The sequence below is a fragment of the Streptomyces sp. CA-210063 genome, from assembly GCF_024612015.1.
Classification (GTDB): Bacteria; Actinomycetota; Actinomycetes; order Streptomycetales; family Streptomycetaceae; genus Streptomyces.
Genome location: NZ_CP102512.1, coordinates 9520011 through 9546801, shown reverse-complemented (window position 1 = coordinate 9546801; position 26791 = coordinate 9520011). Strand labels below are relative to the sequence as shown.

The following is a 26791-nucleotide window of genomic DNA, read 5'->3' as shown; positions in this document are numbered from 1 at the left end:
TGAACCGGCATGGATTGCCGCGGACTTACGATGAGCGCCATGTCGGAGGGGAGAGGTGTCCGTGGCGTGAAGTCGGCGGCGCGGACCGTCGCGCTGCTGGAACTGCTCGCCGCGCGGGGCGAGCGGCCCTCGCGCCTGGACGAACTCGCGGAGGACCTGGATGTGCCGCGCAGCAGCATGTACCAGCTGCTCCAGACCCTCGTCGACTGCGGCTGGGTCCGCACCGACGCCACCGGCTCCCTCTACGGCATCGGGATCCGCGCCCTGCTCACCGGCACCAGCTATCTCGACGGCGACCGGCGTATCCGCGCGGTACGGCCGTACCTCGACGAGGCGTCGGACGCGCTCGGCGAGACGATCCACCTGGCACGGCTCGACGGCCCGGACGTCGTCTACCTGGCCACCCGCGAGTCCCACGAGTACCTGCGCACCATCAGCAGGGTCGGCCGCCGCGTCCCGGCCCATGCCGGCGCCCTCGGCAAGGCACTGCTCGCCGAGCGCCCCGACGACGAACTGCCGTTCACCGACGAGTCGTTGACCGCCCTCACGGAGAACACGCACACCAGCCGGACCGCGCTGCTCGCCGACCTGGCCCGGGTGCGCGAGCGCGGCTACTCCATCGACCGCGAGGAGACGGTCACCGGCATCGCCGGCTTCGGCTTCGCCCTGCGGTACGACACCCCGGCCACCGACGCCATCAGCTGCTCGGTCCCGGTGGCCCGGCTGACCGGGGAACACGAGGCCCACATCATCTCGGTGATGCGGGAGGTACGAGCGACGATCGAATCCCGTCTGCCGCCGGCCTCGGGCACACCCGACTGGCGCTGAGCGGCGAGGACGGCGAGCGCCCGGCACCGGGTCGGTTCCACCTCAGCGGTGCGCCGTCCGACGCCGGGGTGCCGTGGCAAGGGCGGCTCAGGCGACAGGCTGCGCCCGACCGCCGCTCAGCCCCGTCAAGCGGAACGTTTCATCCAGCCGGTCCAGCCGGTCCGGCCACCTCGAACCGCCCATGCGGTCGGTCCGGTCCGTCCGCAGCGCGAGGATTCCCAGGCGCAGTGCTATCGCGATGAGATGCGTGCGGTTCTTCGCACACAACTTCTCCCGGATGCTGCGCATATGGGAAGCCACCGTGCGGGGCGAGATCGACAGCTCCTGGGACATGTCCGCGTCCGACATACCGTGGGCCGCCAGAAGAAGGATCTCCAGTTCCCGGGTGCTGAGTCGGCCAGAGGTGTCCACTGTCATGGTGCCTGCCTTGTTCGAAGGGGGTCGAGGACCCACGAGATCGTCCGCCTGGTGCGCTGTGACTCTTCCGTGACACCCGGGTCCCGGCCATCGACCGTTCGACCGATACCCGGTGGTAGCCATCGGCCGATCGACCTCGGTCCTTCCGCCCTGACGAGGATCGGCCGTCAGGAACGCGCCAACCGCTCGGTCCTTACAGCCATTCGGACCGCCGGCTTTCCGCGGACTGCCGGAGCGGCCACGTGATCCGTGGCATGCTCGGCCGCGTGAGCAGCACCCCCACGCGCGTAGTGATCGCCGACGATCAGGATCTGATCCGGGCCGGATTCCGCCTCATCCTCGACGCCCAGGAGGGCATCGAGGTGGTCGGAGAGGCCGCCGACGGGCTCGCGTGCGTGGAGCTGGCGCGCGCGTTGCGGCCGGATGTGTGCCTGGTGGACGTCCGTATGCCGAAGCTGGACGGGCTGGAGGTGACCCGGCTGCTGTCCGGCCCCGGGGCGATGTACCCGACCCAGGTCGTGGTGGTCACCAGCTTCGACCAGGACGACTACCTCGATGTGGCGCTGCGCAACGGCGCTTGCGGTTTCCTGCTGAAGGACGCCACGCCCGCGTTGCTGGTCGAGGCGGTGCGGGCGGCGGCGCGCGGTGACGCGCTGGTCTCGCCCGCCGTGACGGTCCGGCTGCTGAAGCGGCTGGAGGAACGGGCGGCGGCGCCGGCGAACGGCACCGGTGTGCCCGAATCGTCGCTCAGCGCCCGGGAGTTGGACGTCGCCCGGCTGGTCGCGGTGGGCCGCACCAACCAGGAGATCAGCGACGAGCTGTGCCTGTCCCTGTCCACCGTGAAGACGCACCTGGGCCATATCCACCACAAGCTCGGCGTGCGCAACCGCGTCGAGGTGGCCGCGTGGGCCTGGGCCAACGGGACGGTCCGGACGGCACACTGACGGTGGTTCCGTGAAGGTCCTGTCGTCGATCTGTGTCCCTCCCCACAGATCGATCCACCACCTGTGAGACAGGCACGGGCATGCCTAACCTCCGGTTGTATGACAACTTCGTCACTCGCGGCACTTTCGGCACGAGCGACCCAGCCGCACCACGGCCCCTCTCGGTTACCCGCGCGGCGGCTGAACCACCGCGCCCTCTACCCGGCTCTGGGTGTGCTGTGGCTGCTCGACATAGGGATCATCGGGTCACAGCAGCGCGGCCCCGTCGACTGGCTGCCCCTCGTGACCGGCCCGCTCGCCCTGGCGCTGGTGCTCGTGCCGGAACCGCGGCTGAGCACCGAGTGGCGGGCGGGAGTCTGCGCGGCCGTCTCGACGACGGTGACGCTGGTCACCCTGCTGATGGGGGCGGCCCTGCCCGAATGGGGGCTGCTGGAGACGGCGTGCATGCTGGTCCTGCTCGCCCGCACCTGCCGCAACGTCACCCGGCCCGGCATCACCCTCGCACTGGCCGCCGCGATGGGGGCCAGCATCATCGACGAACCCCTGCGCACCGGGGGCACCGGAATCACCCTGACCTACCCGTTCCTGCTGACGTTCGCCGTGGGCGGGGCCGTCGGAGCGGGCTGCTACCTGCGCACCCTGGACGCCCGGCGCAGCCGTACGATCGCCGCAGTACGGCTCGCCGAGCGGATCCAACTCGCCCGGGAACTGCACGACTTCGTCGCCCACCATGTGACGGGCATCATCGCGCAGGCACACGCCGCCGGTGTGATCCACGAGAGCTCGCCCCACCAGGTCGGCCCCATCCTGAGCAACATCGCCGAAGCCGGGCAGCGGACCATGGACTCCATGCGCCGCCTGATCCGGGTACTGCGCGAGGAGGGCGAGCAGACCACCATCGAGCGCCCGGAGGAGCCGTACGCCGAACTCACCAAACTGGTCTCGTCGTTCAGCGGCCAGGGTGACGGATCCACCGCCCAGCTGGAGGTCACCGGTGCGGCCCGGAGAAGCACTCTGCTGCCCGAGGTGGGCTCCGCGGTCCATCGCGTGGTGCAGGAGGCGCTGACCAACGTACGGCGGCACGCGCCGGGCACCCAGGCGACGGTGCGCGTCCACCGCACCCGCGAGGATCTGCTCCGGGTCGACGTGTACAACGACGGGCCCGAGCGTCGGGGCTCCCGTCCCACGGGAGGCCACGGCGGCTACGGTCTGATCGGTCTGCGCGAGCGGGCGGAGGCGGTCGGCGGCTCCCTGACGGCGGGCCCCGCCGACGACGGCGGCTGGTGGCTCATCGCCCATTTCCCGGTGCTCACCGAAGCCGAACTCCAGCGCGACGCCGAACGGTCCGCCGCCCCGGTTCCGCCCGCTCGCCCGCACCACGGACGCCACGCCAGGCCGAATGCCCGTACGGAGCCCGAGCCGGACATGAACTGGGATGCGGGTTAGGCGATCCAGGGCGTGAATTAGGCAATTCTGCGAATCGCGCCGGAGCGGGCCCGCCCTCTAATGTGTCGAAGACCCAAAAGGCGCCGGGACGGCCTTCTCACGTCCCGCAGAGTGGTGAAACGGCCCGGACCGGGCCCTTGCGAGGGCCCGGTCCACCACTTTCCCGTTCACCGCTTCGCGAACCGGCCGACCGGTGCCCGTTTTTCGAGGCGACGCAGGAGGCACATGAGTACGGCCGTCGTGGTGGGCAGTGGTCCGAACGGACTCGCGGCCGCCACGTTTCTCGCCCGGGAGGGTGTCGAGGTCACCGTCCTCGAAGCCGCCGACGCCATCGGCGGCGGCACGCGCACCAGCGAGCTGACCCCGGGACTCCTGCACGACCACTGCTCAGCCACCCATCCCATGACCGTCGGCTCCCCGTTCCTGCGCGGCCTCGACCTCGGCCGCCACGGCCTGACCTGGCGCCTGCCGGACATCGACTGCGTGCATCCGCTGGACTCCGGCGGGGCCGGGGTCCTGCACCGGTCGGTGGAGGAGACGGCCGACGGCCTCGACGGTGGGGACGGACGCAACTGGCGGCGGGTGTTCCGGCCGCTCGCGGACGGCTACGACGAGCTCGCCGAGGACCTGATGCAGCCGCTCGGTCATGTGCCGAAGCATCCGCTGCGCCTGGCCGCGTTCGGCCCGCAGGCCCTGCTGCCCGCCGCCGCGGTGGCCCGGCTGTGGCGGGCGGAGACCACCCGCGCACTCTTCGCCGGGGTGGCCGCGCACGCGTTCCGCCCGTTCCACCGGCCGGCGAGCGCCGCGGTCGGCCTGACGATCATCGCCGCCGGTCACCGCCACGGGTGGCCCGTGGCCGCAGGCGGTTCCCGGGCGATCAGCGACGCGCTCGCGGCTCGGCTCGCGGAGTTCGGCGGCCGGATCGAGACCGGTGTGCGGGTGCGTTCCCAGGCCGACCTGCCCCCGGCCGACGTGGTCCTCTTCGACCTCGCGCCGCGCGCGGTCGCCGACATCCTGGGCGACCGGCTGCCGGCGCGGGTGGCCCGCGCCTATCGCCGGTACCGTCACGGACCCGGCGCCTTCAAGGTCGACTTCGCCGTCGAGGGCGGTGTGCCCTGGACGAACGAGGCGGCCCGCCGGGCCGGCACCGTCCACCTCGGCGGGACCTACGAGGAGGTCGCCGCCGGCGAGCGGGCGATCCACGCCGGGCGCATGCCCGAGCGGCCCTTCGTCCTCGTCGGCCAGCAGTACCTGGCCGATCCGCGGCGTTCGAAGGGCGACGTCCACCCGGTCTGGACGTACGCACATGTGCCGCACGGCTACGACGGAGACGCCACGGAAGCGGTCGTCGCACAGATCGAACGGTTCGCCCCCGGATTCCGCGAACGGGTCCTGGACATGGCCGTCCGCTCACCGGCCGGCTTCGAGGAGTACAACCCGAACTACGTCGGCGGTGACATCATCGCCGGGGCGAACACCGCCTTCCAGCTCGTGCTGCGCCCCCGCGCCGCGCTCGACCCCTACAGCACCGGCGTGCCGGGCATGTACATCTGCTCCGCTGCGACGCCACCGGGAGCCGGCGCCCACGGCATGTGCGGCGCGAACGCGGCCGCGTCGGCGCTGCGCCGGCTTCGCTGAGAAATCCCGCTTTCGGAACCGCCTTTTCGAACGGCCCGGACCATATGGTCCGGGCCTTTTTCGCGCCGCCCGCACACTGTGAACCCCGTCACTCGCAGATTCGGCAATTTTCAGGATGTGAGGCCCCTGTGGGCGCCCGTAGTGTTCTTTCTCGAAGGGCACGGAAAAAGGTTCCCCGAAGCCCTCGAAAAGAAGAAGCAGAAAAGAAGCAGTAGAAAAGAAGCCGTCACACCGAAAGGAAAAAGCGAATGAGCATCATCGCGAAGGCAATGGACCGTATGGACCTCCCCGTGGAGGGTGTCATCCTCGCGTCCGCCCGTCCCACCCTCGGTACCCCGCGCATCGGCCGGGTCGCGAACGGCGCCAACGCCCTCGCCGCACTGGGTGGTCTGGCGGACCTGGCCCAGGTCGGCGGCGGCGTCGCCCAGGTGGTCGGCGCGGCCAGCGCCGTGGAGGCGAACAACGCCGCCGCGGACGCCAACCAGGCCATCGCCAACGCCGCGAACGCCCAGGCCGCGGCCGTGGGCGGCGTCTGATCCGCTCCGCACAGCCTCACTCCCCGCGGCTGTTAGGAACTGATCGAGAAAGCACATGAAAACTGCCGGGCCAGAGTCGTGTTCTGGCCCGGCAGTGTGCCCTGAGGCAAAGAAATCCATCAGAGGTTACCACGAAAGAGGGGCCCGTGAAATTCACCGGAAAAATTCCTTCCGTAATTCCGGGAAGGATCACCTCGGCGGTCTTCGGACCGGCTCCGGTCGGCCGGGATCGCGCCATCGGCATGTCCGAGCGGCTGGCCGCCGTGTCCAGTCTGCAGTCCTCCCTGGAGTACCTGACCCAGCGCAAGGACATCGAGAAGGGAGGGATGAACGACTGGGAGGTGGCCAGGCAGTACCTCGCCGGAGCCGGCCCCCTGACACGCCGTCTGGTCGACAGCGTCAGCGGAGTGCACACCACCACCGCCCTGCACGTGGCCCGCTCCGCCGTGGCCGTCGGCATGCTGCTGCCCGGCAATTCCCGGTGGCGGGGCGCGGGCAACCTGTTCCTGGGCGCCTCCTCCGCCGTGCTCGCCCCGCGCCACCACTACGGCGGCGACGGCTCCGACCAGGTGGCCACACTGGTCCAGATCGCCACCGGCGCCGCCCGTCTGGCGCCCTCGCCTGCGGCCAAGGACGCACTGGTGTGGTACGCCGCCCTCCAGGCCAACATGGCGTACGCGGTGTCCGGTTGGGTCAAGCTGTTCGGCAAGCCCTGGCGGGACGCCTCCGCGCTCGGCGGAGTGATGCGCACCCGTACGTACGGTCACGAAGGCATCTTCCGCTGGACCCAGGAGCACCCGAAGACCGCCAAGGCACTCACGCACAGCGTGCTCGCGCTGGAGTGCCTCTTCCCGCTCGCCTACGCCCGCGGTGGCACACTGACCCGCTCCATGATCACCAGTGCCGCGGCGTTCCACGTGGCCAACGGCTACTTCATGGGCCTGAGCCGGTTCGTGACCGCCTTCCCCGCATTCCACCCCCTGGTCGCCTACACCAGCACCCCCCGGTCCCACGCCGCCGTCGCCGGACGTGACGACCGTGCCGTCAAGGCCGCGCTCGTCGCACTCGCGGGCGGCACCGCCGCGGCGGCCGTGACCGCCGTACGGCGACGGCTGCGTACCACCGAGGGCTGGCACTCCTCCCGCATGCTGACGACCCGGCACGGAAACCGGCTCCAGTACGAGGAGTACTCGCCCGGCGACCCCGACCAGCCGGTCGTCGTCCTGGCCAGTGGACTGCTGTCGACGAGCGAGCACTATGCCTGGATCTCCGAACGGCTGGCCCACGAGACCCGGTACGGCATCGTCGCCTACGCCCGCGCCGGATACGCCGGCAGCCGCCGGGAGGCCACCAGCCCGTACCGGCTGTCGGAGTCCGTGCACGACCTGGTCGACCTCGTGAACGGCGCGGTCGCCCCGCACCGCGAGGTGATCCTCGTCGGCCACTCCATCGGCGGCGAGATCGCCCGCCGCGCCGCCCGTCACCTGGGCGACCGGCTCCGGGGCATCGTCTACCTCGACTCCTCCCACCCCGGCCAGTTCGCCGGCGGACTGAGCCAGGTGGAGAAGGGTCTCTCGGAGCACTTCACCTCGGTCAGCCGGGCACTGCGCCTGGGCACCGGCGCCCTCCTCACCCGTCCCGTCTGGATCACCGAACTGCCCTACGCCTACCGGAAGAAGGTCTTCGCGCAGTACGCGGACGCCCGCATGTGGGAGGCCGCACGCCGCGAATGGAAGGCCGTACGGGACGATTTCGCGTCCTTCAAGGGAGCGCTCGCCCGGATCGAGGGCGTACCCGCGCTCGTGATCTCCGCCCAGCGGACCGTGGACACCAACCCCGAACAGCTTCTCCTCCACAAGGAGCTCGCCGAGGCCCACGTCGGCGCGCGCAGCGAGGCCGTGGTCATCGAGGGCGCCACCCACGAGAGCATGCTGATCAACAGCCGCTACGCGCACCAGGTGACGGACCGCGTCGTCGCGTTCTTCGGCGCCCCCGACCGCCGCTCCCCCGGTTCTGGCCCCTCCCGTCCGTCCCGCCCCGCCCCCCGCAAGGAGGCCACCCGATGACGTCCCTGCCCCGTCTCCGGCTGAAGAGCGCCTTCACCGGTGAGGGAGCCCCCTGGCGGATCGCCGGAGCCGCCCTGCTCCTGCTGACCCTCGCCGGCCAGCACCCCCACCAGCACTTCGGCCGGGTCCGTTCCCGGGACCACTTCTCCCTGCTGCCGAACTGGCGGTTCTTCGCACCGCACCCGGCCATGTTCGACTTCCACTTCCTGTACCGGACGGTGAGCGGCGACGGCGCGGCCTCCGGCTGGCGCGACGCCAGCGGCATCGAGGAGCGCAAGCCGCTGCACCTGGTCTGGTTCCCGACCCGCCGCGCCGACAAGTCCGTCTTCGACGCGTGCCAGGAGATCCTGCCCCGCCTCGACCAGGGCTTCACCGCCGCCGCCCACACCCCCGGCTACCGGCTGATCTCCGAGCACGTACGCACCCGTATCGCGGCCGAGGACGCGTCGGCCGACGACGTCAGGGGCTTCCAGTTCGCCCTGGCCTCCAGCACGGGATACGACATGCGCCAGGGCCCCCAGCTCATGTTCGTCTCCCCCTTCGTGCCCCTCGACCCGCACGCCCCGAGCACTCCCCTCACCCCGCTCGCCCCTGCCAAGACCGAAGTGAGGACCTGACCATGAGCCTCGACAACCCCTTCTTCATCAGCGGCCTCGTGCTGATCGGCCTCGGCTTCGTCAAGGCGGCCCTCCTGTACGTCCAGGTCGTGCGGGAACGCAAGCACGACGGGAGTGACGCCGAGTGAACCCCGCCGGCACGCGGCCCCCGACCAGGCCGCGGGCCGTGCACCGGGCGGTCCCCGAGCTCCATCTGCATCTGCTGTGGGGCAAGGGAGCCAAGCCGTGGCGAGCCCTGGGCCGACACCGCGGACTGATCGCACTCGGCATCCTGCTGGGCCTGCTGGGCGCCGCGGCGTCCCTGGCCCAGCCCGCCGTCATCGGCGGACTGGTCGCCTCCGTCGAAAACCAACAGCCCGTGACCGGCCCCATCCTGATCGCCGCGGCCCTGTTCCTCGCCGACGCCGTCCTCGGCGCCCTCCACTCGTACGTCATCGGCCTCGCCGGGGAGAACATCGTCTACGACATCCGCAGCAACCTCGCCGCCCGGCTGCTGCGCTCCCGGTTCCGCGCGTACAGCGGCTGGAAGCAGGGCGACGTGTTCGCCCGGATGGTCAGCGACACGCTCCTCGCCCGCACCACCATGACGCACGCCATCGACAGCATCATCCAGAACGGCTTCCTGGTCGTCGGCGGTATCGCGCTGATGGCCTGGGTCGACGAGGTACTGCTTCTCGCCACGCTGGGCTGTCTCGGCGTCACCAGCGTCATCTCGCTCTGGCTGGCGCGCGGGGTGCGGAAGGTGTCGGTGCTCAACCAGACCGACACCGGCAACTTCGGCTCCGCGCTGATGCGGGTGCTCGGCGCGATGCCGACCGTGAAGGCGTCCCGCGCCGAGGCCCGTGAGGCGGAGGGCATCTCGGACATCGCCAAACAGGCCCGCAAGTCCGGGATCAAGGTGACGGTCCTGTCGTCGCTGCTCGACCCGACGATGAGCATCGGCACCCAGCTCGCCCTCACCGTCGTCATCGCCCTGGGCGCGGCCCGCACCGCGACCGGCGAGATGACCGCCGCCGATCTGACGGCGTTCATCCTCTATCTCTTCTATCTGGTGGCCCCGCTGCTGACGCTGTTCACGTCCATCGCCCAGTTCCAGGTCGGCAGGGCGTCGATCGACCGCCTGGCGGAGCTCGGCAAGATCGAGGTGGAGGGCGAGAGGCCGGCCGACCGCCCGGCGGACCGCAGGCGCGGGCCCCGGCCCGCCAGGACCGCGTACAACACCGGCCTCGCCTTCGACGCGGTGACGTTCGCCTACCCGGGCAGCGAGAAGGTCGTCCTCGACGACGTCTCCTTCACGGTGCCCGCCAGCGGGCTCACCGCCGTCGTCGGCCCGTCCGGCGCGGGCAAGAGCACCGTCTTCCAGCTCATCGAGCGGCTCTTCGACCCGGTGTCCGGGGCGATCCGCATCGACGGCACGGACATCACCGACCTGCCGCTCAACCAGCTGCGGTCCATCGTCGGATACGTCGACCAGGACCACACCCTGCTGCGCGGCACCGTCCGGGAGAACCTCACGTACAGCGCGCCGGACGCCGGCGACAAGGACATCGCCGAGGCGCTGCGCATGGCCAACCTGACGGAGGTGATCGCCGCGCTGCCGCACGGCCTCGACACCGAACTCGGCGACCGCGGCGCCGGTCTGTCGGGCGGTCAGCGGCAACGCCTCGCCATCGCCCGTACGTTGCTGCAGGCACCCCGCTTCCTGCTGCTGGACGAGGCCACCGCCAACCTCGACAGCGAGTCGGAGAACGCGCTGCGCGACAGCATCACCATGATCTCCGAGTTCTGCGCGGTCATCGCCATCGCGCACCGCCTGTCCACCGTCACCGAGGCCCAGCGGATCGTGGTGCTCGACCGGGGACAGGTGCACGCCGTCGGCACCCACGACGAACTCCACCGGCACAGCGGCCTCTACCGCCGGCTCGCCCGGCTCCAGGAGCTCAGCGACGTGGCGTCGTGATCCGAGGACCCCGACAGGAGAGAGCATCCCGACAGGAGTACCTGATGAACGACTTCCTGCTGACCCCGCTCGTGGTGGCCCTCGGCATCGTCGGCTTCCTGATCGCCACCGGCGCCGTCAGCACTCCCGCCGTCATCGGCGCCGCCCTCGTGGCGCTGTTCGGGGCCTGCGCACAGGCCAGAAGGAACACCCACCCGAGGAACACCCCACCCAAGAAGCGGAGGCAGCACCCATGAGCACGTCCACCACGACCACCACGGCCGCCACGTCATCCCCTCCCACGACGACCGGCATCGTCGACGACATCGGCTACGGCCGGCAGTTCGACGGCTGGTACCACCGTCTGTTCCCCGACGACGCGTCCGTCGTCGCCGAGGTCGAGCGTCTGGCCTCCCTCCACCCCGATCCGGCTTCCGGCACCGTCGAGTTCGGCGTCGGCAACGGGCGGATCGCGCTCCCGCTGTCGCGCCGCGTCGGCCGGATCACCGGCATCGACTCCTCCCCCGAGATGCTCGACGTCCTGCGCCGGAACCTGGCCGACGACACGAGTGTCGAGCCCGTGCACGCCGACATCCGCACCTACACCGCCGACCGCACCGTGGGGCTCGTCTACTGCGTCTGCGCCACCCTGTCCATGCTGCTCACACCCGAGGAACAGCGCCAGGCCGTACAGCGCGCCGCCGACCTGCTCGCCCCCGGCGGCCGCCTCGTCCTGGAGACCCACAACAAGCCGGCCATCCTCGCCCTGCACGAAGGCCGCAGCCGCGCCACGTACTTCACGCCCTACCCGGAGCCCGGCACCGGCCTGCAGAGCCACTCCCTCCTCCTGCCCGAGGGGTCTCTGTGGCACCTCTCCCACGTCTGGTACGAGTCCGACGGCACCACCCGCGTCGGCACCGAGGTCTCCCGCCTGACCGCACCGGAGGAGCTGGACGCCTACGCCCGCGCGGCCGGCCTCGAACCGGAGACCCGCTTCGGCGACTGGCCCACCGACGCGGAACCGTACGCACCGCACTCACCACTGGCGATCTGCGCCTACGTGAAGCCGTCGTAGCGGTCGGCCCGGCCGACTCGCGAACGATCACTCGTGTCTGTTCGGGGGTGATGTCGGGCGGGGCGTACGCCCTGCGCGCGCTCGACGAAGCCCCTGCGCGCGATGGCGCCGTGCGCGCAGGTGACCTCGGCTCCGGCTGACGCGAGGCCGCCGGCTTGCTCGGAGGTGATGACGGTGAGGAGCAGGCCCCCGTTGAGCCGGGCCGGCACCGCCACTGATGTCGCGGTCACGGCTCCTCCCCTTGGGCCCGACCGGCCGGACGGTCCCCCGCGCCGCCCGACCGGCCATCGGTTGTTACGGCAGGGACGCTATCGACCGGCGGGCGGCCCGGTCTTGGACGAATTTGCACTCGCTGAGAGAGCAAGTGCGCCTTCCACCCGGCGGGAGGCCACCATCTGTCCGGGTGTGGTACCGGCGATGGCCCGGAACTCGCGGTTGAGGTGCGCCTGGTCGTAGAAGCCGCAGGCCGTCGAGATCTCGGTCAGGCTCGCGGCACTGTGGCTGAGCATCGCCACGGCGTGGCGGAAGCGCAGCACCCGGGCGGACGCCTTGGGCGTCAGCCCGATCTGCTGGGTGAACCGCCGGATCAGGTAGCCCTGGCTCCATCCGACTTCGGCGGCGATTCGGGCGATCGGGATCACCCCCGCGCTGCCGGAGAGCAGTCGCCAGGCGTGGCCGACCTCGGGCGCGGGCTCCGGGCCGCGCCCCAGCCGGGCGAGCAACGCCGCGTCCAGCAGGTCGAACCTGGCCGCCCAGTCCCGGGTGGACGCCAGCCGCTCCACCAGCACCCCGGCTTCGGGCCCCAGAACGTCCCGGATCTCGATGGCCAGGTTCGTCAACTCGCTCATCGGCATGCCGAACAGCCGGTAGGCGCCCAGCGGCGTGAACTCGACCCGGATCGCCTCCTGGCCGCCGGGATGCGCACAGATCGCGGGCCGGTCCTCCAGCCCCACCACCAGCGACCCGATGTTCCCGCTGCCCCCGCCCGGTACGCCCAACCGCCGCACCTGGGAGAACGGCTCCGCGAGGCTGATCAGCAGGGTCGCGCACCCGGTCGGCACCAACCGCGCCTCATACGGCGAGGTCACCGCTTCCCAGTAGCCGACATAGCTGCGCAGAAACGGCCGCAACCCCGGATGCCAGGGACGCGTCACCCGCCACAGACCACCGAGCCGCGCGACCTCGACCGCACCCGTCGTGCCACCGCGTGGACCATGCACCACCAAGAGGCTCCCCTCACCCCCGAGAGACCACCCAGAGCAAACCGTTCCGCGTATGAGCGTCTGACCGGCCCATGAGTCCGGGCTGTCGTCCCGGTGTCGCCGTCGTATGCGTCAACGTACGCCGCACGACACACGTCCCGCAGCGTACTGATGATGCGGCGTCAGGCAGGTGGTTTTCGAGACCCACCCCTACCCGGCGTTCTCTCCTACCCGGTGGTTCTCGCCGCCCGGGCAAACGAGAGGCTGTCCGGGCGGGCTCGTCCCGGAGCGGACCATGCGGGCGCCCTGTCCGGCCACGACGAGCGTCTGACGAAGCTTGCCCCGCGCGCCCGCGCCGGGATCGGTCAGATGTAGCCCTCCCCGAGGGCATAGGCCACGGCGTGGCTTCGATTGCGCAGGTGCAGACGGGTGGTGAGGTTGTGCAGGATGCCCTTGACCGTGCGTTGCGAGTAGGACAGCTTGCTCGCGATCTCGACCGTGTCCAGCCCCTCGGCGATCAGCCGCAGCACGTCGACCTCGCGCGGCCCCAGCCCCGGGGGGGGCGAGGCCGGGGTGGTTGGCGGCGCCGCGGTGCATCATCCCCACCTGGTTCATGAGGCGACCCAGCAGATCCGCCGGAAGATTGCCGTCCCCGCGCGATGCGTCGAGGACAGCCCGCACAAGTCGCTGCGCCGTGGCCTCGCGACGCCAGACCACGGCGCCGACGCCGCACTCGATGGCGCTGAGCAGTTCGTTGCCGCGCAGCAGACTCACCACCAGGACGGGCCGGACACCGTCGCCGCGCACGAGCTTGCGCAGTCCCGCGGCGGTCGCGTCGTCCAGGGTCTCGGCAACCACCACCGCCATCACACCCGGTGGGGCGGTGTACTCCTCGTTCTCCTCGTTCTCCTCGACGAGATCGATCACCGCATGCTCGCACAGTTGGCTGACGACGCCTGCGCGAGAGATGGGGTCCTGGGCATGCACCAGGACCGGAACTCGCTTGCGTCTCGGCTGAGTCGATTCAGCCGCCCTGGTGTCGTCCGAAGTCCCCATCATGTCGTCCCCACCCATCTCCGCCCCGTACCTGGCGAACCTGTTTCATCCGCTGCAACGAGCGCGAGTCGAGGGCGGTTCAATGGGCCGGATGTCTCGGCCGACAGTGAGACGACAGTCACCGCCCCACTAGACAACCGGCAGGGGCGGGAAGTCGGCCGCAGTCACCTGTCCCGGTTGGTTCTGGCCCTTGACCTTGCCCGCGTGGAGGGCGGCGAACATCGCGGCGTCGACCTTGCCCGTCGCCGGAAGACCCAGGTTGCGCTGGTAGGAAGCGACGCGATCGGCGAAGCCACCGTCAGCGGAGTTGCTCGCCCGGTTGTCAGCGCTCTTCAGGTAGTGGATGTTGGCCCGGACGTAGGAGTCCATCGCCTTGACGTCGTTGGTGTCGTACTGCACGTTGTCGGCCCACAGCAGGATGCTGTTCAACCAGACGACCTCGGGGTTCTTCTTCCCCGGCTGAAGGGTCGAAGTGCTGTCGCCGAAGTGGGCCATCAGCAGCGCCGTCATGGTGGCCCGGCCCAGGTTGCCGGCCCCGTCCGTCTTGATCGTGACACCGTCGTTGCGCTCGTCGTTGGCCTTCTGGAAACACTTGATGGCCTGAACCGTCGCCGCGTCCATGACGCCGAGCCGGTGGTCGCCGGTGAGCCGGCACGGATCGGACGCCCTCGCGGTCTCCATCCTCACCTGGGCGAACTGAACGAAGAGGTTGGGACCGTCACCACGGCGAAACGGCAGCGGTCCGCTGGGCGCCGCCTTGTCCTCCTGTTCCGGGGCCGAGCCACCCGAACCACCGGAACCTTCGGAACCACCGCCCTCCCCCGAACTCCCGCCGGGGTCGGCGGCGGTGTCGTCGTCGGCGCCGTCGGGCAGCGCCTCCTGTTCGGCATCCGAAGCGTCCGGGGACGGCAGTTCACTCGCCGGGGGCTCCGGACTGGGGAGAACGGTGGTGGAGACCTCTTCGCTCCACTCCGTCGCGGAGCTGCGTACCTGGGGCTGGTGGCCGAACCACAGGACGGCGAAGGTGATGGCGAGGGCGAGGGCGACGCTGAGGCAGGTGGCGAGCCAGCGGGGAAGGAAGCCCCGCTGGACGAAGGTGCCGTCCACGGTGCGGGGGTCCGTCCCGGAGCGCCGTACGGCGAGGGTGTAGGGCCGTTCTTCCTTCGATCCGAACCAGATCGTCTCGCGGGGCTTCAGCGTGACGTGCACGAAGGCGGCGCGTCCGGGCTCGATCTGGACATTGGCGGGGCGGATGTCGTACGCGAGCTGGTCGTCGTTCTCGGAACCGATGGAGGCCGTCAACTTGGTGTTGCCGAGGTTGTCGATGGCCAGCTGTGGCCGTCCCCGGAAGCGTCCCTTGACGGTGGGCGGCACGAGTTCGGCCCGTACCTCGGTGAACGCGGTGATGCTGAGATTGCCCTCGACGACCGTGGTGGCCTCAGGATGCACGGTGGGGACGATCCGTACGGCGTACGGATTCGCCCCCGCGGTGGCGTCGGGACTGCGGGGCGGTGAGAGAGTCAGCTCCACGGTGCCGGTGGTACCGGGGTAGAGCCGCAGGGTCTGCGGCTCAACGGTCGCCCACGGCGCGACGTCGCCGACCGGTTCGAAACGGTACTCGTCGACGATGTCGCCGGTGTTGCGTACCCGAAGCCGCACCGTCGTGCTGGCGCCGGGGTCGACGAGGGCGGAAGCGGGTTCGAGGGAGGTCCAGAGGCTCACCGGCCGACGATACGACGCCCCCTGAGAGGCAGTCAGCGATCTTGTGGGCAGGATCGCCGGGCTAAAGGGGCGGGTTCCAGAGCCCGTTCGGCCATCAGGCCCTCGCACTGCCCCACCGGCAGGGTCTCCACGTGGTGCCAGGCCCTCGTGGCCGCCTCCTGGACGATGTCCTCCGCCTGGTGCCAGTCGCCTCCCAGGAGACGTGACGCGAACCGCAGCAGATCCTTGCCGTGGTGTTCGTACAGTTCCCGGACGAATGTCTCGCAGTCGGAGCCCTCTCGGGTGGGCGTCATGTCGCCGTCTCCGCCACCAAGTCCATGACCGGTCACCTGCTGGGCGGCGCGGGTGGTATCGAGACGGTCGCCACGGTGCTGGCCCTGCGGCACCGGACGGCGCCCCCGACCATCAACATCACCGACCGCGACGACGAGATCGACCCCTCCCTGCTCTCCTCCCGGCCCCGTCCGCTCCCCGGCGGACCCCTCGTCGCCCTCAACAACTCCTTCGGGTTCGGCGGCCACAACGTGGTCCTCGGCTTCCGCGTCGGAGGCTGACACCACCCCCGCCGGCCGGTGACGGGCGGTGCCCGGGAAGTTCTTCAGTTCCGCGGCCCCGACCCGGCCCTCGGCGAAGACCACGCAGGTCATGGGCCGTTCGCCCCACTTGTCGTCGGGCACTCCGATGACGCAGGCCTCCGCGACGGCGGGGTGGTCGGCGAGCCGGCGCTGAACGGGATGATCAACGGCAGGAGCCAGTTACGTAAGGTGTCCATGGTGGGCTCGAGCCTAGATCGACACGTCGACCGGGTGGATCTACCCGGGGTAGGAGATCATCTCTACCCAGAGATAGGTGCGCCGTTCATGCCGCGGGGCGACGTGATCGCCGGCAGCCGCGGGGAACCTTGTGCCATGACCTTTTCAGCGCCTGTTCCCCTCCCTCCGCCCGCTGTCCCCGCTGCGGGCGAACCTCACCCCTACCATCGGCTGGCCCACGCCACCGGCCGCCACCGCTGGTGGCGGCCTCTTGTCGGCACCGTCATGGTGATCGTGGGCTGGATACTGCTGTTCATCGTGACGGACGCGTTCGCCTACGGGTTCGGCACGGCCAAGGGATATCCCGAAGACGGCGACGGTGGTATCGACTTCGGCCCGGTCGTCAACACCGCTCAAAGTCTCGCTTATCTCGCTGTCGCGATACCGGTCGTCCTGCTGACGGTGCGTTGGGCGGGAAGACGACCGGCCGGCACCATCTCCTCGGTGGAAGGGCGACTGCGCAAGCGCTGGCTGGCGCTGTGCGTCCTGGTGGCCGTGCCCGTGGTGGCGCTGACCATGGCCGCCATGCTGTTCCTGCCCGTCGGCGAGACCTCCGGCACCGGAGACGACGTCTGGGTCGGTCTTTACCGCTACCTGCCCATCCTCGGGATGCTGGTGGTGCTGGTGCCGCTTCAGTCGGCCGCCGAAGAGTACGTGTTCCGTGGCTGGCTGTTGCAGGCGGTGGGCGCGTTCTTCCGTTCCCCCTGGATCGCTGTGCTGCCCCAGGCGGTGCTCTTCGCCGCAGCGCATGGCTGGGGCACCACCGCGGGGTTCCTGGACCTCGTCGTATTCGGTGGGATCGCCGGATGGCTGACCGTCCGTACCGGCGGACTGGAGGCTGCGACAGCCCTGCACGCGCTGAACAACCTGGTGTCGTTCGCGGTGGGCGCGGCCTTCGTCGGCGGGTTGGACTCCGACGAGACGGCGGCCGACCTGCCGTGGCAACTGGCGGCCATCGACACCACCATGATCGTCGTGTACGCCGCGGCAGTGTTGTGGCTCGCCCGGCGCCGCTGGCCGCATGGTGCGTTGTCCTCGCCCTCCGCTCCCCCTGCTGACAAGTTCCCGTACCCCTACCAACTCGCCTATGCGCCCCCGGCACCCGAAGGGCAGCAGCATGGGGGCAGCGCCGGGGAACCGACAGACCCGGCCGTGGCGCAGGCCCACCCGCGGACGGCCTGGCACGCGACGGACGGCACGCGGCCATGAGGACGAACACCGCATACATTCCCCACCGGGCCGACCGGGCCGACCGGGCGACCACACGGGCACCCATGAACGTCATGACCCATACCGAGCTGCGGTTTTCCCTTCTGGGTCACGTCGCGGTGAGCCGCGACGGCACGCCTCTCGAACTGGGGCCGCCTCAGTGCCGCGTGCTGCTCACGCGCCTGATCGTCGCGCAGGGCCGCCCGGTCGGCATGGAGACGCTCTGCGATGACCTGTGGGCCGGTAACCCACCTCGCGCAGCGGCCTCCGCCATCCACGCGCACATCAGCCGCCTGCGCCGACTGCTGGAACCACGAGGGCTGACGTGCGCACCCCATCAACCGCTGACCAGCGGGCCGAACGGATACGCGCTCGTCATTCCCGACCAGGCCCGGTGCCCTGATGCAGACCGGGATCCACACCGGCGCGGTGGCGGCCGCCCAGGACCTGACCGCCGACCAGCCTCTGCGAGAGACAGCGTGGGAGATGCTCATCCGAGCCCTGTACCTGGCAGGTCGCCCCGCGGAAGCGATACACGCCTACGAGCGGGTGGGCCGGCTGCTCATGACGGAACTGGGCCTGCAGCCGTCCCCGGCCCTGCGGGACCTCTCGCTCGCGATCCGCCGCCGCGACCGGCCCGCCGCGACACCGCACGTACGCGGCGTGGGCCAGGGCCTGTTGGGGATGTGCTGGTCATAGCTACTCGTTTCAGGTCTGGTTCTCGCCGCCGTCGACGTACAGGTTGGCTCCGAGAATGAAGCTGCTCTGCCCAGAAGCGAGGAAAGCCACCACGTCGGCGACCTCGTCCGGGCGTCCGATCCGGCCCAGTGGGACAGCTGCGGCGAACTGTGACTTGGTGAGGGGTGTGTCTCCCGCGGCCACGGCGTCGAGTCCAGGAGTGTGCGCCTGAAAACCACACCCGGGTCGAATGTCGAGCAACTCGTGCTCGGCGGATGCGAGTTGCCGACTGTCCGCTGCACCGCCCTCGGCACGGCCCACGTAGTGGCGTTCGACGCCGGCTGCTCACCGAACGATCCACGCAGGGCCGTACGCCCGGGTCCCGCACAGGTAAAGGGCCTGGGCCCGCTCAATCGGCGGCACGGGTACGAGCGCCGCGCCCGCCGTTGCCGATGAAGAAACTCAGTAGTGCGGTGACCGCGCTCACCACCGCAAGCCGTACGCTCCACTCCCCCACGACCCCACCCCCGATGTTGCCGAGTTCAGGCAGTCGGAGCAGCACGGTGCTGAGCGGATAGGTGAACAGACAGACGCTCAATACCATCCAGAACGGCGGTTCATTGGTCATCGTCAAGGTCGTGGAGGCGCAGATCACGACGATGCAGAGGGTGATGATGAATGCGGTGAAGGTCATGACCACCAGCATTCCGGTGACCGTGGGCCCGATCGTCAGCCGTCGGCAGGAAAGGCTTCTCTACCCGAAGGTAGAGAAGACAAGGAGCAGCCGGGCGACGTGCTGTTCAAAACGGAGCGCCAGTGATGCGCAGGGAGGTCGACCGTAACTGGGCCGCCGCTCTGGGATCACGGCATCCTTGCCGGCGCCCCGATCAAGAGTCGTAGCGCTTGGTCACCACCATCGTCGTCCCTGCGAGCACTGTTCCCGTTGGGGTCTCGGCCCACTCAGCAAGCAGCAGCGGCTCTCGTCCACGGACTCAGCAAGCAGCAGCGGCTCTCGTCCACGGACTCAGCAAGTCGGCGATCTCGTCGGCAGCCGGTGCAGCCGGTGCAGCCGGAAGAGCACAGCCGATCAACGGGCTGCCTGTTGCACTGGTGTGGTCTCCGTACTCTTCGTCAGGATCATCCGGCTCCCAACGCCCGATCTCGATCTCCCACGAAGCGTCGTCATCGCCGGGTTCCGGCGCTTGGACCGTCAGGCAGAAGCCATCAGAGTCGTACGGCTCCGCAAAGAGCTGATAGCTCGGGTCATCCAGCGCAGCCCACATGCCGCCGCCCTGGGAGTGCGCCGTGACCAGCAACCGGAGGGGCAGCTCACCATCGGAGAGCGCTGCGGCGGGTGGAGCGACAAGGCAGCCCGGCCGCTCCGGCGGCGCCAAGGGCCTCCGGTACACCAACGCGCCCGCCGCCGAGGGCGGCGAGTAGAGCCCCTCAACCCCGTTTCGGAGCAAGGCTGCGGTTTCACCTCGATCCGAATCCGGTTTCGCCCCCGATATTGTTCCCGCGCTGCAGAGTTTCGAGTTTCGAGCCAACCGCGAGCACCGCACTGCGGGCCCGGAACGGCCACCTCGGAGACCCGTCCGCCGCCGAACTCGCGCGACCCCGGAGGCAAGTGAGGAGCAGTGAGGCCTGCCAGTGCTGACGCTTCAGGGTGATGGAGTCCACGATGATCAACGACAAACTTGACCGTGAGTAAGAGGGTGTCTCACGTGGCAAGTTTCGCGAGCTTCTTGTAGCAGGTCAGGGCGGCGGCCATGGCCAGGCCTCGGCTCTGCCAGTCGTTGCGGACCACGTACGGGATCTTGAGACCACGAGCAGCCCATGGCAGGCTCATGCCGCATGATCGATGAGTTCGCGAAAGACAACCTGCACGGGAGACTGCGGCGGGACCGCAGGGCGCTGCTCTGGAAACTCGACGGCTTGTCCGAATACGACGCCCGCCGACCTTTGACAGCGACCGGGACCAACCTCCTCGGCCTGGTCAAACACGTGGCCACCGTCGAGGCCAGGTACTTCGGCGAGGTCTTCGACCGCCCTTCCCCGGAACCGCTGCCCCGGTGGCAGGACTACAACGGCAGCGATCTGTGGGCGACCGAGGACGAGACCCGCGATCAGATCATCGGGTTCTACCGGCGCACGTGGGAACACGCGGACGCAACGATCAACGAGCTTCCCCTCGACGCCCCCGGCCATGTGCCGTGGTGGCCGGAGCCTTATCCCAACACGAACCTGTTCGCCATCATGGTCCATGTCCTCAGCGAGTCCGTCCGGCATGCCGGGCACGCCGATATCCTGCGCGAGGGCCTCGACGGCCGGACCGGGTTGCGCGCCGAAAACGAGCAGCAGATCGACGAGGAAGCCCGTGCAGCCTACTGCGCGAAGATCGAGCAGGCCGCCAGGTCGGCCGCACCAATCAAGGCTTAGAGGTTGTCTCACGTGACGTGATGTTCGTGCGTCATGATGCCGGTCGTGGGTGCTGATCTATCGAAGCGTCTGGTTCCTGATGAACTCTGGGAGCCGGCCGCCCCGTTGCTGCCGTCGTTCGCTGCCGTCGTTCGCTGCCGTCCGCAAGGTGGTGGGACCGCTCCGTGTGACGAGCGGGCCGTGTTCACGGCAGTGGTGTACGCGCTGACCAGCGACTGTGCCTGGCGGTATCTGCCGCCGACGTTCGGCACGTCGCCCGCCACCGCGCATCGCCGCTTCACGATGGACCGAGGCCGGCCTGTGGCGTCGGCCGCACAGGGCGGTGCTGGACGAACTCGCGGCCCGGGGCGAGGTGGACTGGACCTCGCCGATCGTCGACGCGGCCTCCGTTCGCGCCAAAAGAGGTCCGCGCGATGTACGACAGCGGCAGGACGATGAAGGGCCGCACGATTCGGATGACCGGCTTCGTCACCAAGGACGGCGACACCTGGTACGTGACCCGCCTGCTCATCTCCTGCTGCGCGGCCGACGCACGACCCGACAAGATCGAGATCCGCGGCATCGACGCCCGGCCCACCGACGCCTGGGTGACGGTCACCGGGACCTGGCACCCCAAGGGCAAGCTCGGCTCGATGTGAACTCCGCGAGGGTCAGGTCGACCGGGTCGCCCTTCGGAAGCGCGGGGAACCTGCCGATGCCCTGGGCCGCGTACTCGGCTGCGGCGCGTTCGGCGCTGTACGAGCCGAGGGCGGGCGGTGGGAAGAGGAGCAGGGCGAGAGCGGGGATGGTGAGCAGCCAGGCAACGCGGTGGCCATGGCTGTGGTCGTGGTGGCCGTCGTCTCCCCGTCATCGGAGTCGTGTTGATCGCCGGCTCCGCTCGTGTCGTCGTCGGCGGACGATCGGGCCACCCGGACCGCCGCCGCCAGCCAACCACCACGCCACGAGCACACTGCTCACCAGCGCGACCACAAAGGTCGCCGCCGAGAACCGCCAGAGGAGGAAGGCCAGGGCGGCGGCCGGAGCGACCCCGCGCCGCATCAGGCTGTCTGCCACGGGGACGGACGCGCACTCGCAGCCCGGCAGCACGACACCGGCCGCGCCCGCGACGGGGACGGCGAGGGCGGGGTTGCGGGGCAGGAGCCGAGTGAAGACCCGCTCGGGTACGAAGGCGTCGATCGCCGCCGACACCAGCGTCCCGAGCACCAGCAACGGCACGCCCTGGACGACGATCGCTGTGAAGACCGTCCACCAGGCGGCCACGGCCGGGGTGCAGAGGCCCCCGTCTCATCGCGGCCGTCGGAATCGCGCCAACGTAGCGCCCGCTGGAGGTTACGAGGGCCGACTGCGCCGGGAGAACATGTACGCCGACCGTCGACGTGTGGTGACCCGTCGGCGCAGAGCGAACGGCCCTCGCCGGGAGTGTCCGGTGAGGGCCATCGGAAAGGTGTTCTCAGTGGGGTACGGGCGTTGTCCGGGTGTGACTGGCTCGACTCTGCCGCGCAGATGGAGGGTCGCGTTCTCGCCGTGGCTGCACCCGAAGGCGTACGCACCGCGGTGGTGCGGGCGCTCGGGGCTCCCGACTCGGCGTTCTGGCAGATCGACGTGCCGCCCTTGACCGCGACGGAGTTCAGCGGACGGTTCGAGCACTGGAACGTGCGGCTCGGCCAGCCACTTGGTCAGTCGGCGGCTGATGCGGGGCGGTCGCCGGAGACGTCGTAGCCCAAGGCACCGGTGAGCGTGTCGTGCCACCGGCGGTGAGGGGCTGCGGCCCGCGCGGCCGGCGCCGCGTCAGAAGTTGTCCACGAGCCAGGTCGCCGCAACCAGCAACACGGCAGCGGATGCCAGCACCACGATCGCCTCGGCAACCCGACGGGGAATCCTGTTCATCGCGTCCCACCTCACCTCGGGGCCTGGCAGGTTACTACCCCGAGATGCGGTACCCACCCGCGTCCACATGTCCGCGGGTCCGCCTGGATGAATTGGTCCGATTCGGGTAGCCCAGCCACACGGCGACCCCGAAGGTGGAGTTCCATGACCTCTGCGACAGCACGCATGGCCTCGGCGGTGGTCGCCGCCGCCGCCCTCGCCCTCACCGGTGCCTGCGACAGCGGCGGTGACGGGGGCACACCCGAGACGACACGGCCGCCCGCCTCCGACTCGTCCGGCTCGACGCCGGCCAGCGGATCCCCGTCGGTCTCGGTGTCCCCGACGCCGACCGGTACGGCGCCGGAGGACCCGGAGGAGGCCGAGCAGGAGATCAGGCAAGCCTGGCGGGCCTTCTTCGACCCGGAGTCCTCCCTGGAGGAGAGGAGCGCAGTCGTCGAGAGCGGTGAGCAGAACGCCCTGATGATCGACAACCTCTTCCTCGACCCGCTCGGCAGTCGCCTCCGCGCCGACGTGACCTCGGTGTCGTACACCACGTCCGAGGACGCCACCGTCACCTACACGCTCACCCGCGACGGCCGCCGGCTGGACACCGGCGGCCCGGGGGCCGCGGTCGTCCAGGACGACACCTGGAAGATCGCGCTGGACACGGTCTGCTCACTGACGCGACATGCCGAGGACGCCCCCGAGGCGCCGAGCTGCGAGTGACCTGCCGGGCTACGCCGCCGACGCGTAGTGCGCCGACGCGGCGGCGGCCAGCCGGGGCGAGGCGAACCGCGTGCCGCACACGAACCGCAGCACCGGCCCGAACGACCCGACGGCCGGGAGCCCGGTGAAGTAGCCCGCCGCGTACAGCACCCGCCGTCGGCAGGTGTCCATGCCGCGCAGCAGCGCCGCGGACAGCACGGTCAGCAACAGATGACCGGCCACCCGGCGTGCACCGACGACGGCCACACGCCGTGCGCGGGAACCGTGAGCGCGTCATCGGCCCGGACGAACCAAAAGCCGACGACCGCCTGCGCGGCGACCGCCGGCATCAACTGCCGTATCAGCGGCTTGTCGTGACCGGCCCCCGGCAGCGCGAGGCCGAAGAGGACGAGAGCGGCGAGCGTCCGCACGCTCCACGAGGGGTTGGCATCAAAGGCCAGATGATGCACCGTGCCCGCGACCGCCGTACCGAGCACGGCGAACAGCCCCGCCCGCACAGCCGCCACCGGCACCACACGCGGCCTCCGGCTGTGGCGGCACACACCAGACAGATACACCGAACCCCCCATGACCCGCCATCATGAGGCGTACAGAACGTCCGTGTCACCACCGCGTCCGGTACCGACACGGCCACCGCCCGAGCGTCGCCGGTCAGTTCACCACCAGCCGGGCCAGCGCGGCTGCCAGACCGATCCCGGCACACACGCCCAGGGTGCGCAGGACGCTCCAGCGCAGCCGGAAGATCAGGACGACGGCGACGACCGCGATCCCGAGGGCGACGGGACGGAAGGTCGTCAGGTCCGGGACGGCTAGGGCCCGAAGGTGTGGTCGTCGACGGTGGTGAAGAGGGTGTGCTCGGCGAAGTAGAGCGCGAGGTTGGCGATGACGCCGACGACGGCGGCGGTGATGCCGCTGAGCGCGGCGGAGACATGGCGGTTCCCGCGCAGCCGCTCGATGTGGGGGGCGCCGAGGAAGATGAACAGGAAGCAGGGCACGAAGGTGACCCAGGTCGTCAGCAGCGCGCCGAGCAGGGCGGCCACCCAGGGGTTCAGCGAGCCGGGATCACGGTAGGCGCCGAGGAACGCCACGAACTGGACGACCATGATGAGCGGGCCTGGTGTCGTCTCCGCGAGGGCCGGTCCGCGCACCATCTCCCCGGCGTTCAACCACCCGTACGTCTGCACCGCTTGCTGAGCGACGTAGGCGAGCACCGCGTAGGCGCCACCGAAGGTAACCAGGGCGGTACCGGAGAAGAACAGCCCTTGGGTGGTGAACACGCTGCCGGTGCCGGTGAGTACGGCGACGGCAGCGACCGGAACGGCCCACAGCAGCAGGCCGATCAGCAGGATGCGCGTCGTACGGCCACGGCTCGGACGCTCGTGGTGCAGCGCGTCGTCGGGAATCAGGGGCGCCGGTCCGTCGTCGGCGGAACCGTGCCCGGCGGGTTTGAAGACGCCCGGCGCCCAGCGGGCGATCAGCCACCCGGCCAGACCCACGACGACGATCACCCTGTCCATGATCGGCGAAGACGAGCACACCATGACCGTCACCATGCCGGTCTTCGACGGGCTGTACGAGTACTACCGCCGGGCGGCGCTGCTGGGCCGCGAACCGGCGTGACGGAAACGCAGCAGGGCTTCGGCCTTATCCGCCGCTCCGACAACACTGCACTGACGCCGACGACAGCCTGCGCTATCTAGACGTCGACCACATCAACGGCCTGCGGTACCGCGTCGACCCTGACGTGCTCATTGAGGACGTCAGGGTCGACGCCAGAAAGCTGATCAACGCGAGCAAGGCCATGTGCTTCGCCCTGAGCGAGGCGAGGCTGAGGGCGGTGCGCTGGGCCGTTTTCAGTGCGGGCCGTTGATCTCGCCAACTGGAGAGGACCTCTCCAACTCGCCCGCGGCGGATTCCCCTACCGACGGGCGAGGCTCCACCACCCCGGCCACCTCCCCGTCGGATCAGACCGTGAACTCCCGGATCACCACGTTCCGGAACACCGCCTGCCCGTCGATCGTGAACAGCGCCAGTGCGGTGTCGGACGGGTCGGGGAAGGCCTCGGTCGAGTGCACGTACCGGCCGTCGTCGACGAACATTTCGACGGACGTGCGGTCGACGAGGATCCGCAGGCGGACCGTGCCGGCGGACAGGTCGAACGGCGTGCGGCTCTCCTGCCAGCGGCCGGAGGTGTCGGGGCTCACGGTGTAACCGCGGTTGACGAAGGCGTAGCCGCCGTAGACCCCCGCGTCGATGTGCCGCCCACCGTCCGACGACCGCCGCAACTGGAGGCCAGCGCCCACCAGTTGGTCCCAGGTGATCTCACAGGTCAGCTCGTACGCGGTACCCGTGTAGTCGAGCGGTCGTGTGCCGTCGACCGCGATGTCGCCGAGGTCCACCGTGCGCGACACATGGTCGTCCAGGGCCGCCACCGGCTGGGACGCCAGGTAATACGTACCCGACGCGTGCTTCAGTCGTACCTCGCGGACGATCGAGTCGGTGCCGTTGAAGCCGTCGCACTCGATGGTGGGCGTGGTGTTCGCGTAGTCCCAGTGGTTCATCCAGCCGATCGCATACCGCGCGTCAGGGTCCAGGACCCCGCTCGCGTCACGTTTGTCGAAGGTGACCGCCGCGTACCAGTCCCAGCCGTGGTCCAGCCACTGGGGATCGGACGCGTCGGCGGTGAAGGTCGTGCCGTCGAAGGAACCCGTCCAGTACGCGAACGTGCTCGGCAGCCCGGAGCCCTTGCCGTTGGCGCTGACGCCCAGCACCCACTTCCAGGTCCCGTCGTCCGCCCTGATCCGGAACAGGTCGGGGCACTCCAGGACGCCGATGCCGCCCTTGATGAAGCCGCCGACGTACGTCCACGCCTTGAGGTCGGCGGAGTGGTAGAAGCCGACTTTGTCGTTCTCGGCGAGCAGCATCACCCACCGCCCGCGCTCCTCGTCGCGGATCACCTTGGGGTCGCGGAAGTCCCGTACGCCGGGGTTGGGGAGGACCGGGGCGGTGCCGTGGTTCGTGAAGGTGCGGCCGTCGTCCGTCGAGTAGTACAGGTACTGGGCCTGGGTGACGTCGCCGGGCGCCATGGTGGCGAGGACGATCACCGCGCCCGCGCCGAAGCCCGCCGTGTCGTCCGTGTCGACCACCGCCGAGCCGGACCAGACATCGCCGTTGGGCGTCGTGTCCTTCGGCACGGCGATGCCCCGGTCGGTGAAGGCGACGAGGTCGGTGCTGGTGGCCAGGCGCCAGGTGGTGCCGGCCGTCGTGCCGCCCGTCGAGTAGTCGGGGTTGTAGAGGTAGTAGTAGTGGTACTCGCCGTCGATCCAGATCGGGCGCTGCGGGTCGTTCATCCACTGGTCGGGGACCGTGAAGTGGTACTCGGCGCGGTAGCTGCCCGTGCACGCTGCCGTCGCCTCGCGGGGCACCGCCACCGCCGGTCTCACGAGGTCCGGCAGCAGAACACCGGCGGCGCCGACGGCCGAGGCCGTCAGCAGCGACCGCCTGGACAGTGTCTCCCCCGGTCCGAGCGAACTCCTCTTCATGCCACGCATCGTGCGGCTCCCTTCCCCGACGTC

General features: G+C 70.0%; 30 protein-coding genes and 7 pseudogenes. 21 read left to right on the top strand and 16 right to left on the bottom strand.

Annotated elements, in window-relative coordinates; all coding sequences use genetic code 11:
- The first annotated feature begins 39 nt into the window (after positions 1-39).
- Positions 40-828, top strand: coding sequence for an IclR family transcriptional regulator (locus JIX56_RS41890; RefSeq protein WP_257548946.1), 789 nt, complete (start codon positions 40-42; stop codon positions 826-828).
- 87 nt (positions 829-915) lie between these two features.
- On the opposite strand, the gene JIX56_RS41885 is transcribed toward JIX56_RS41890, so the two are convergent.
- Entirely contained in the window at positions 916-1245 is a 330-nt protein-coding gene (locus tag JIX56_RS41885; RefSeq protein ID WP_257548945.1) for a response regulator transcription factor, read from the bottom strand.
- Positions 1246-1499: 254 nt separating this feature from the next.
- On the opposite strand from JIX56_RS41885, the gene JIX56_RS41880 reads away from it, so the two are divergent.
- From JIX56_RS41880 to JIX56_RS41835, 10 genes are all read left to right on the top strand, one after another.
- Positions 1500-2189, top strand: a complete 690-nt coding sequence (locus JIX56_RS41880; RefSeq protein WP_257551425.1) for a response regulator — start codon at positions 1500-1502, stop codon at positions 2187-2189.
- Between the two features lie 99 nt (positions 2190-2288).
- Positions 2289-3635, top strand: a complete 1347-nt coding sequence (locus tag JIX56_RS41875) for a sensor histidine kinase (protein WP_257548944.1) — start codon at positions 2289-2291, stop codon at positions 3633-3635.
- A 225-nt stretch (positions 3636-3860) separates the two neighbouring features.
- Entirely contained in the window at positions 3861-5273 is a 1413-nt protein-coding gene (locus JIX56_RS41870; RefSeq protein ID WP_257548942.1) for a phytoene desaturase family protein, read from the top strand.
- A 248-nt stretch (positions 5274-5521) separates the two neighbouring features.
- Complete coding sequence (locus JIX56_RS41865) at positions 5522-5809, top strand: hypothetical protein (RefSeq protein ID WP_257548940.1); 288 nt, start codon at positions 5522-5524, stop codon at positions 5807-5809.
- A gap of 242 nt (positions 5810-6051) precedes the next feature.
- A complete protein-coding gene (locus JIX56_RS41860) occupies positions 6052-7875 on the top strand; it encodes an alpha/beta fold hydrolase (protein WP_257548939.1) in 1824 nt (607 codons plus the stop codon).
- A complete protein-coding gene (locus JIX56_RS41855; RefSeq protein ID WP_257548937.1) occupies positions 7872-8492 on the top strand; it encodes a hypothetical protein in 621 nt (206 codons plus the stop codon). The genes JIX56_RS41860 and JIX56_RS41855 overlap by 4 nt, the downstream gene beginning before the upstream one ends.
- Positions 8493-8494: 2 nt before the next feature.
- On the top strand, positions 8495-8620 hold the full coding sequence (locus tag JIX56_RS41850) for a hypothetical protein (RefSeq protein WP_257548935.1): 126 nt from the start codon (positions 8495-8497) through the stop codon (positions 8618-8620).
- Positions 8617-10452, top strand: a complete 1836-nt coding sequence (locus JIX56_RS41845; RefSeq protein ID WP_257548933.1) for an ABC transporter ATP-binding protein — start codon at positions 8617-8619, stop codon at positions 10450-10452. The genes JIX56_RS41850 and JIX56_RS41845 overlap by 4 nt, the downstream gene beginning before the upstream one ends.
- 44 nt (positions 10453-10496) lie before the next feature.
- A complete protein-coding gene (locus JIX56_RS41840; protein WP_257548931.1) occupies positions 10497-10688 on the top strand; it encodes a hypothetical protein in 192 nt (63 codons plus the stop codon).
- Positions 10685-11506: a class I SAM-dependent methyltransferase gene (locus tag JIX56_RS41835; RefSeq protein WP_257548929.1), complete on the top strand. Its 822-nt coding sequence runs from the start codon at positions 10685-10687 to the stop codon at positions 11504-11506. Before JIX56_RS41840 ends, JIX56_RS41835 begins: the two co-directional genes overlap by 4 nt.
- On the opposite strand, the gene JIX56_RS41830 is transcribed toward JIX56_RS41835, so the two are convergent.
- From JIX56_RS41830 to JIX56_RS41810, 5 genes and pseudogenes are all read right to left on the bottom strand, one after another.
- Positions 11488-11736: a hypothetical protein gene (locus JIX56_RS41830; RefSeq protein ID WP_257548927.1), complete on the bottom strand. Its 249-nt coding sequence runs from the start codon at positions 11734-11736 to the stop codon at positions 11488-11490. The two genes, JIX56_RS41835 and JIX56_RS41830, sit on opposite strands and share 19 nt — an antisense overlap.
- Positions 11737-11814: 78 nt before the next feature.
- Complete coding sequence (locus JIX56_RS41825) at positions 11815-12729, bottom strand: helix-turn-helix domain-containing protein (RefSeq protein ID WP_257548925.1); 915 nt, start codon at positions 12727-12729, stop codon at positions 11815-11817.
- A 344-nt stretch (positions 12730-13073) separates the two neighbouring features.
- Positions 13074-13767, bottom strand: a pseudogene (locus tag JIX56_RS41820) (helix-turn-helix domain-containing protein).
- A gap of 126 nt (positions 13768-13893) precedes the next feature.
- Entirely contained in the window at positions 13894-15486 is a 1593-nt protein-coding gene (locus JIX56_RS41815; RefSeq protein ID WP_257548923.1) for a peptidoglycan-binding domain-containing protein, read from the bottom strand.
- Positions 15487-15518: 32 nt separating this feature from the next.
- A pseudogene (locus JIX56_RS41810) lies at positions 15519-15719 on the bottom strand (sigma factor); the annotation flags it as partial.
- 57 nt (positions 15720-15776) lie between these two features.
- Here JIX56_RS41810 and JIX56_RS41805 point away from each other — a divergent pair.
- Positions 15777-16040: pseudogene (locus JIX56_RS41805) on the top strand (beta-ketoacyl-ACP synthase); the annotation flags it as partial.
- 51 nt (positions 16041-16091) lie between these two features.
- Here the strand turns inward: JIX56_RS41805 and JIX56_RS41800 are convergent.
- Positions 16092-16241 (bottom strand): annotated as a pseudogene (locus tag JIX56_RS41800) (AMP-binding enzyme); the annotation flags it as partial.
- A 153-nt stretch (positions 16242-16394) separates the two neighbouring features.
- Here JIX56_RS41800 and JIX56_RS41795 point away from each other — a divergent pair.
- From JIX56_RS41795 to JIX56_RS41790, 3 genes and pseudogenes are all read left to right on the top strand, one after another.
- The gene (locus tag JIX56_RS41795; protein ID WP_257548912.1) at positions 16395-17507 is read left to right on the top strand and encodes a CPBP family intramembrane glutamic endopeptidase; all 1113 of its coding nucleotides are present in this window, start codon (positions 16395-16397) and stop codon (positions 17505-17507) included.
- Positions 17504-17812 (top strand): annotated as a pseudogene (locus JIX56_RS48205) (AfsR/SARP family transcriptional regulator); the annotation flags it as partial. The gene JIX56_RS41795 and the pseudogene JIX56_RS48205, both read left to right, overlap by 4 nt.
- 97 nt (positions 17813-17909) lie before the next feature.
- A complete protein-coding gene (locus tag JIX56_RS41790) occupies positions 17910-18206 on the top strand; it encodes an AfsR/SARP family transcriptional regulator (protein ID WP_257548910.1) in 297 nt (98 codons plus the stop codon).
- A 9-nt stretch (positions 18207-18215) separates the two neighbouring features.
- Here JIX56_RS41790 and JIX56_RS41785 read toward each other — a convergent pair.
- The 3 genes and pseudogenes from JIX56_RS41785 to JIX56_RS41775 form a co-directional block, all read right to left on the bottom strand.
- Positions 18216-18362, bottom strand: a pseudogene (locus JIX56_RS41785) (SDR family oxidoreductase); the annotation flags it as partial.
- Positions 18363-18594: 232 nt separating this feature from the next.
- The gene (locus JIX56_RS41780; protein ID WP_257548909.1) at positions 18595-18879 is read right to left on the bottom strand and encodes a hypothetical protein; all 285 of its coding nucleotides are present in this window, start codon (positions 18877-18879) and stop codon (positions 18595-18597) included.
- A gap of 298 nt (positions 18880-19177) precedes the next feature.
- Positions 19178-19468, bottom strand: a complete 291-nt coding sequence (locus JIX56_RS41775) for a hypothetical protein (protein ID WP_257548907.1) — start codon at positions 19466-19468, stop codon at positions 19178-19180.
- Between the two features lie 22 nt (positions 19469-19490).
- On the opposite strand from JIX56_RS41775, the gene JIX56_RS41770 reads away from it, so the two are divergent.
- Positions 19491-19625, top strand: a complete 135-nt coding sequence (locus JIX56_RS41770) for a hypothetical protein (RefSeq protein ID WP_257548905.1) — start codon at positions 19491-19493, stop codon at positions 19623-19625.
- Positions 19626-19905: 280 nt separating this feature from the next.
- On the opposite strand, the gene JIX56_RS41765 is transcribed toward JIX56_RS41770, so the two are convergent.
- Entirely contained in the window at positions 19906-20034 is a 129-nt protein-coding gene (locus JIX56_RS41765; protein WP_257548903.1) for a hypothetical protein, read from the bottom strand.
- A gap of 5 nt (positions 20035-20039) precedes the next feature.
- Between JIX56_RS41765 and JIX56_RS41760 the strand changes: the two genes are divergently transcribed.
- The 3 genes from JIX56_RS41760 to JIX56_RS41755 are packed head-to-tail and all read left to right on the top strand — an operon-like array spanning position 20040 to position 21262.
- On the top strand, positions 20040-20624 hold the full coding sequence (locus JIX56_RS41760; RefSeq protein ID WP_257548900.1) for a DinB family protein: 585 nt from the start codon (positions 20040-20042) through the stop codon (positions 20622-20624).
- 33 nt (positions 20625-20657) lie between these two features.
- Complete coding sequence (locus JIX56_RS48200; RefSeq protein ID WP_443031960.1) at positions 20658-21062, top strand: transposase; 405 nt, start codon at positions 20658-20660, stop codon at positions 21060-21062.
- Positions 21038-21262, top strand: coding sequence for a TIGR03943 family putative permease subunit (locus JIX56_RS41755; RefSeq protein WP_443031959.1), 225 nt, complete (start codon positions 21038-21040; stop codon positions 21260-21262). Before JIX56_RS48200 ends, JIX56_RS41755 begins: the two co-directional genes overlap by 25 nt.
- Before the next feature lie 271 nt (positions 21263-21533).
- Here the strand turns inward: JIX56_RS41755 and JIX56_RS41745 are convergent.
- Positions 21534-21899 (bottom strand): annotated as a pseudogene (locus tag JIX56_RS41745) (permease); the annotation flags it as partial.
- 249 nt (positions 21900-22148) lie between these two features.
- Here JIX56_RS41745 and JIX56_RS41740 point away from each other — a divergent pair.
- Positions 22149-22343: a hypothetical protein gene (locus JIX56_RS41740; RefSeq protein WP_306819909.1), complete on the top strand. Its 195-nt coding sequence runs from the start codon at positions 22149-22151 to the stop codon at positions 22341-22343.
- 312 nt (positions 22344-22655) lie between these two features.
- A complete protein-coding gene (locus JIX56_RS41735) occupies positions 22656-23216 on the top strand; it encodes a hypothetical protein (protein ID WP_257548899.1) in 561 nt (186 codons plus the stop codon).
- Between the two features lie 9 nt (positions 23217-23225).
- On the opposite strand, the gene JIX56_RS41730 is transcribed toward JIX56_RS41735, so the two are convergent.
- From JIX56_RS41730 to JIX56_RS41715, 4 genes are all read right to left on the bottom strand, one after another.
- Positions 23226-23423, bottom strand: a complete 198-nt coding sequence (locus tag JIX56_RS41730; RefSeq protein WP_257551578.1) for a hypothetical protein — start codon at positions 23421-23423, stop codon at positions 23226-23228.
- Complete coding sequence (locus JIX56_RS41725) at positions 23417-23728, bottom strand: hypothetical protein (RefSeq protein WP_257548897.1); 312 nt, start codon at positions 23726-23728, stop codon at positions 23417-23419. The genes JIX56_RS41730 and JIX56_RS41725 overlap by 7 nt, the downstream gene beginning before the upstream one ends.
- Positions 23729-24025: 297 nt before the next feature.
- Positions 24026-24724 carry a chromate transporter gene (locus tag JIX56_RS41720; protein ID WP_257548895.1) on the bottom strand — a complete coding sequence of 233 codons (699 nt, stop codon included), beginning with the start codon at positions 24722-24724 and terminating at the stop codon, positions 24026-24028.
- 456 nt (positions 24725-25180) lie between these two features.
- Positions 25181-26758 (bottom strand): glycoside hydrolase family 32 protein, encoded by a 1578-nt coding sequence (locus JIX56_RS41715; RefSeq protein ID WP_257548893.1) that lies wholly within the window; start codon positions 26756-26758, stop codon positions 25181-25183.
- Between the last annotated feature and the right edge of the window lie 33 nt (positions 26759-26791).

What these genes read in the sequence shown, in the direction of transcription:
- JIX56_RS41875 (WP_257548944.1), top strand. Translation starts at nt 2,289, where the DNA reads ATGACAACTTCGTCACTCGCGGCACTTTCGGCACGAGCGACCCAGCCG.
- JIX56_RS41735 (WP_257548899.1), top strand. Translation starts at nt 22,656, where the DNA reads ATGACCTCTGCGACAGCACGCATGGCCTCGGCGGTGGTCGCCGCCGCC.
- JIX56_RS48200 (WP_443031960.1), top strand. Translation starts at nt 20,658, where the DNA reads ATGATGCCGGTCGTGGGTGCTGATCTATCGAAGCGTCTGGTTCCTGAT.
- JIX56_RS41865 (WP_257548940.1), top strand. Translation starts at nt 5,522, where the DNA reads ATGAGCATCATCGCGAAGGCAATGGACCGTATGGACCTCCCCGTGGAG.
- JIX56_RS41860 (WP_257548939.1), top strand. Translation starts at nt 6,052, where the DNA reads ATGTCCGAGCGGCTGGCCGCCGTGTCCAGTCTGCAGTCCTCCCTGGAG.
- JIX56_RS41835 (WP_257548929.1), top strand. Translation starts at nt 10,685, where the DNA reads ATGAGCACGTCCACCACGACCACCACGGCCGCCACGTCATCCCCTCCC.
- JIX56_RS41885 (WP_257548945.1), bottom strand. Translation starts at nt 1,245, where the DNA reads ATGACAGTGGACACCTCTGGCCGACTCAGCACCCGGGAACTGGAGATC.
- JIX56_RS41775 (WP_257548907.1), bottom strand. Translation starts at nt 19,468, where the DNA reads ATGTGGGCTGCGCTGGATGACCCGAGCTATCAGCTCTTTGCGGAGCCG.
- JIX56_RS41765 (WP_257548903.1), bottom strand. Translation starts at nt 20,034, where the DNA reads ATGAGCCTGCCATGGGCTGCTCGTGGTCTCAAGATCCCGTACGTGGTC.
- JIX56_RS41855 (WP_257548937.1), top strand. Translation starts at nt 7,872, where the DNA reads ATGACGTCCCTGCCCCGTCTCCGGCTGAAGAGCGCCTTCACCGGTGAG.
- JIX56_RS41760 (WP_257548900.1), top strand. Translation starts at nt 20,040, where the DNA reads ATGATCGATGAGTTCGCGAAAGACAACCTGCACGGGAGACTGCGGCGG.
- JIX56_RS41840 (WP_257548931.1), top strand. Translation starts at nt 10,497, where the DNA reads ATGAACGACTTCCTGCTGACCCCGCTCGTGGTGGCCCTCGGCATCGTC.
- JIX56_RS41780 (WP_257548909.1), bottom strand. Translation starts at nt 18,879, where the DNA reads ATGACCTTCACCGCATTCATCATCACCCTCTGCATCGTCGTGATCTGC.
- JIX56_RS41790 (WP_257548910.1), top strand. Translation starts at nt 17,910, where the DNA reads ATGCAGACCGGGATCCACACCGGCGCGGTGGCGGCCGCCCAGGACCTG.
- JIX56_RS41755 (WP_443031959.1), top strand. Translation starts at nt 21,038, where the DNA reads ATGTACGACAGCGGCAGGACGATGAAGGGCCGCACGATTCGGATGACC.
- JIX56_RS41890 (WP_257548946.1), top strand. Translation starts at nt 40, where the DNA reads ATGTCGGAGGGGAGAGGTGTCCGTGGCGTGAAGTCGGCGGCGCGGACC.
- JIX56_RS41850 (WP_257548935.1), top strand. Translation starts at nt 8,495, where the DNA reads ATGAGCCTCGACAACCCCTTCTTCATCAGCGGCCTCGTGCTGATCGGC.
- JIX56_RS41715 (WP_257548893.1), bottom strand. Translation starts at nt 26,758, where the DNA reads ATGAAGAGGAGTTCGCTCGGACCGGGGGAGACACTGTCCAGGCGGTCG.
- JIX56_RS41880 (WP_257551425.1), top strand. Translation starts at nt 1,500, where the DNA reads ATGCTCGGCCGCGTGAGCAGCACCCCCACGCGCGTAGTGATCGCCGAC.
- JIX56_RS41795 (WP_257548912.1), top strand. Translation starts at nt 16,395, where the DNA reads ATGACCTTTTCAGCGCCTGTTCCCCTCCCTCCGCCCGCTGTCCCCGCT.
- JIX56_RS41870 (WP_257548942.1), top strand. Translation starts at nt 3,861, where the DNA reads ATGAGTACGGCCGTCGTGGTGGGCAGTGGTCCGAACGGACTCGCGGCC.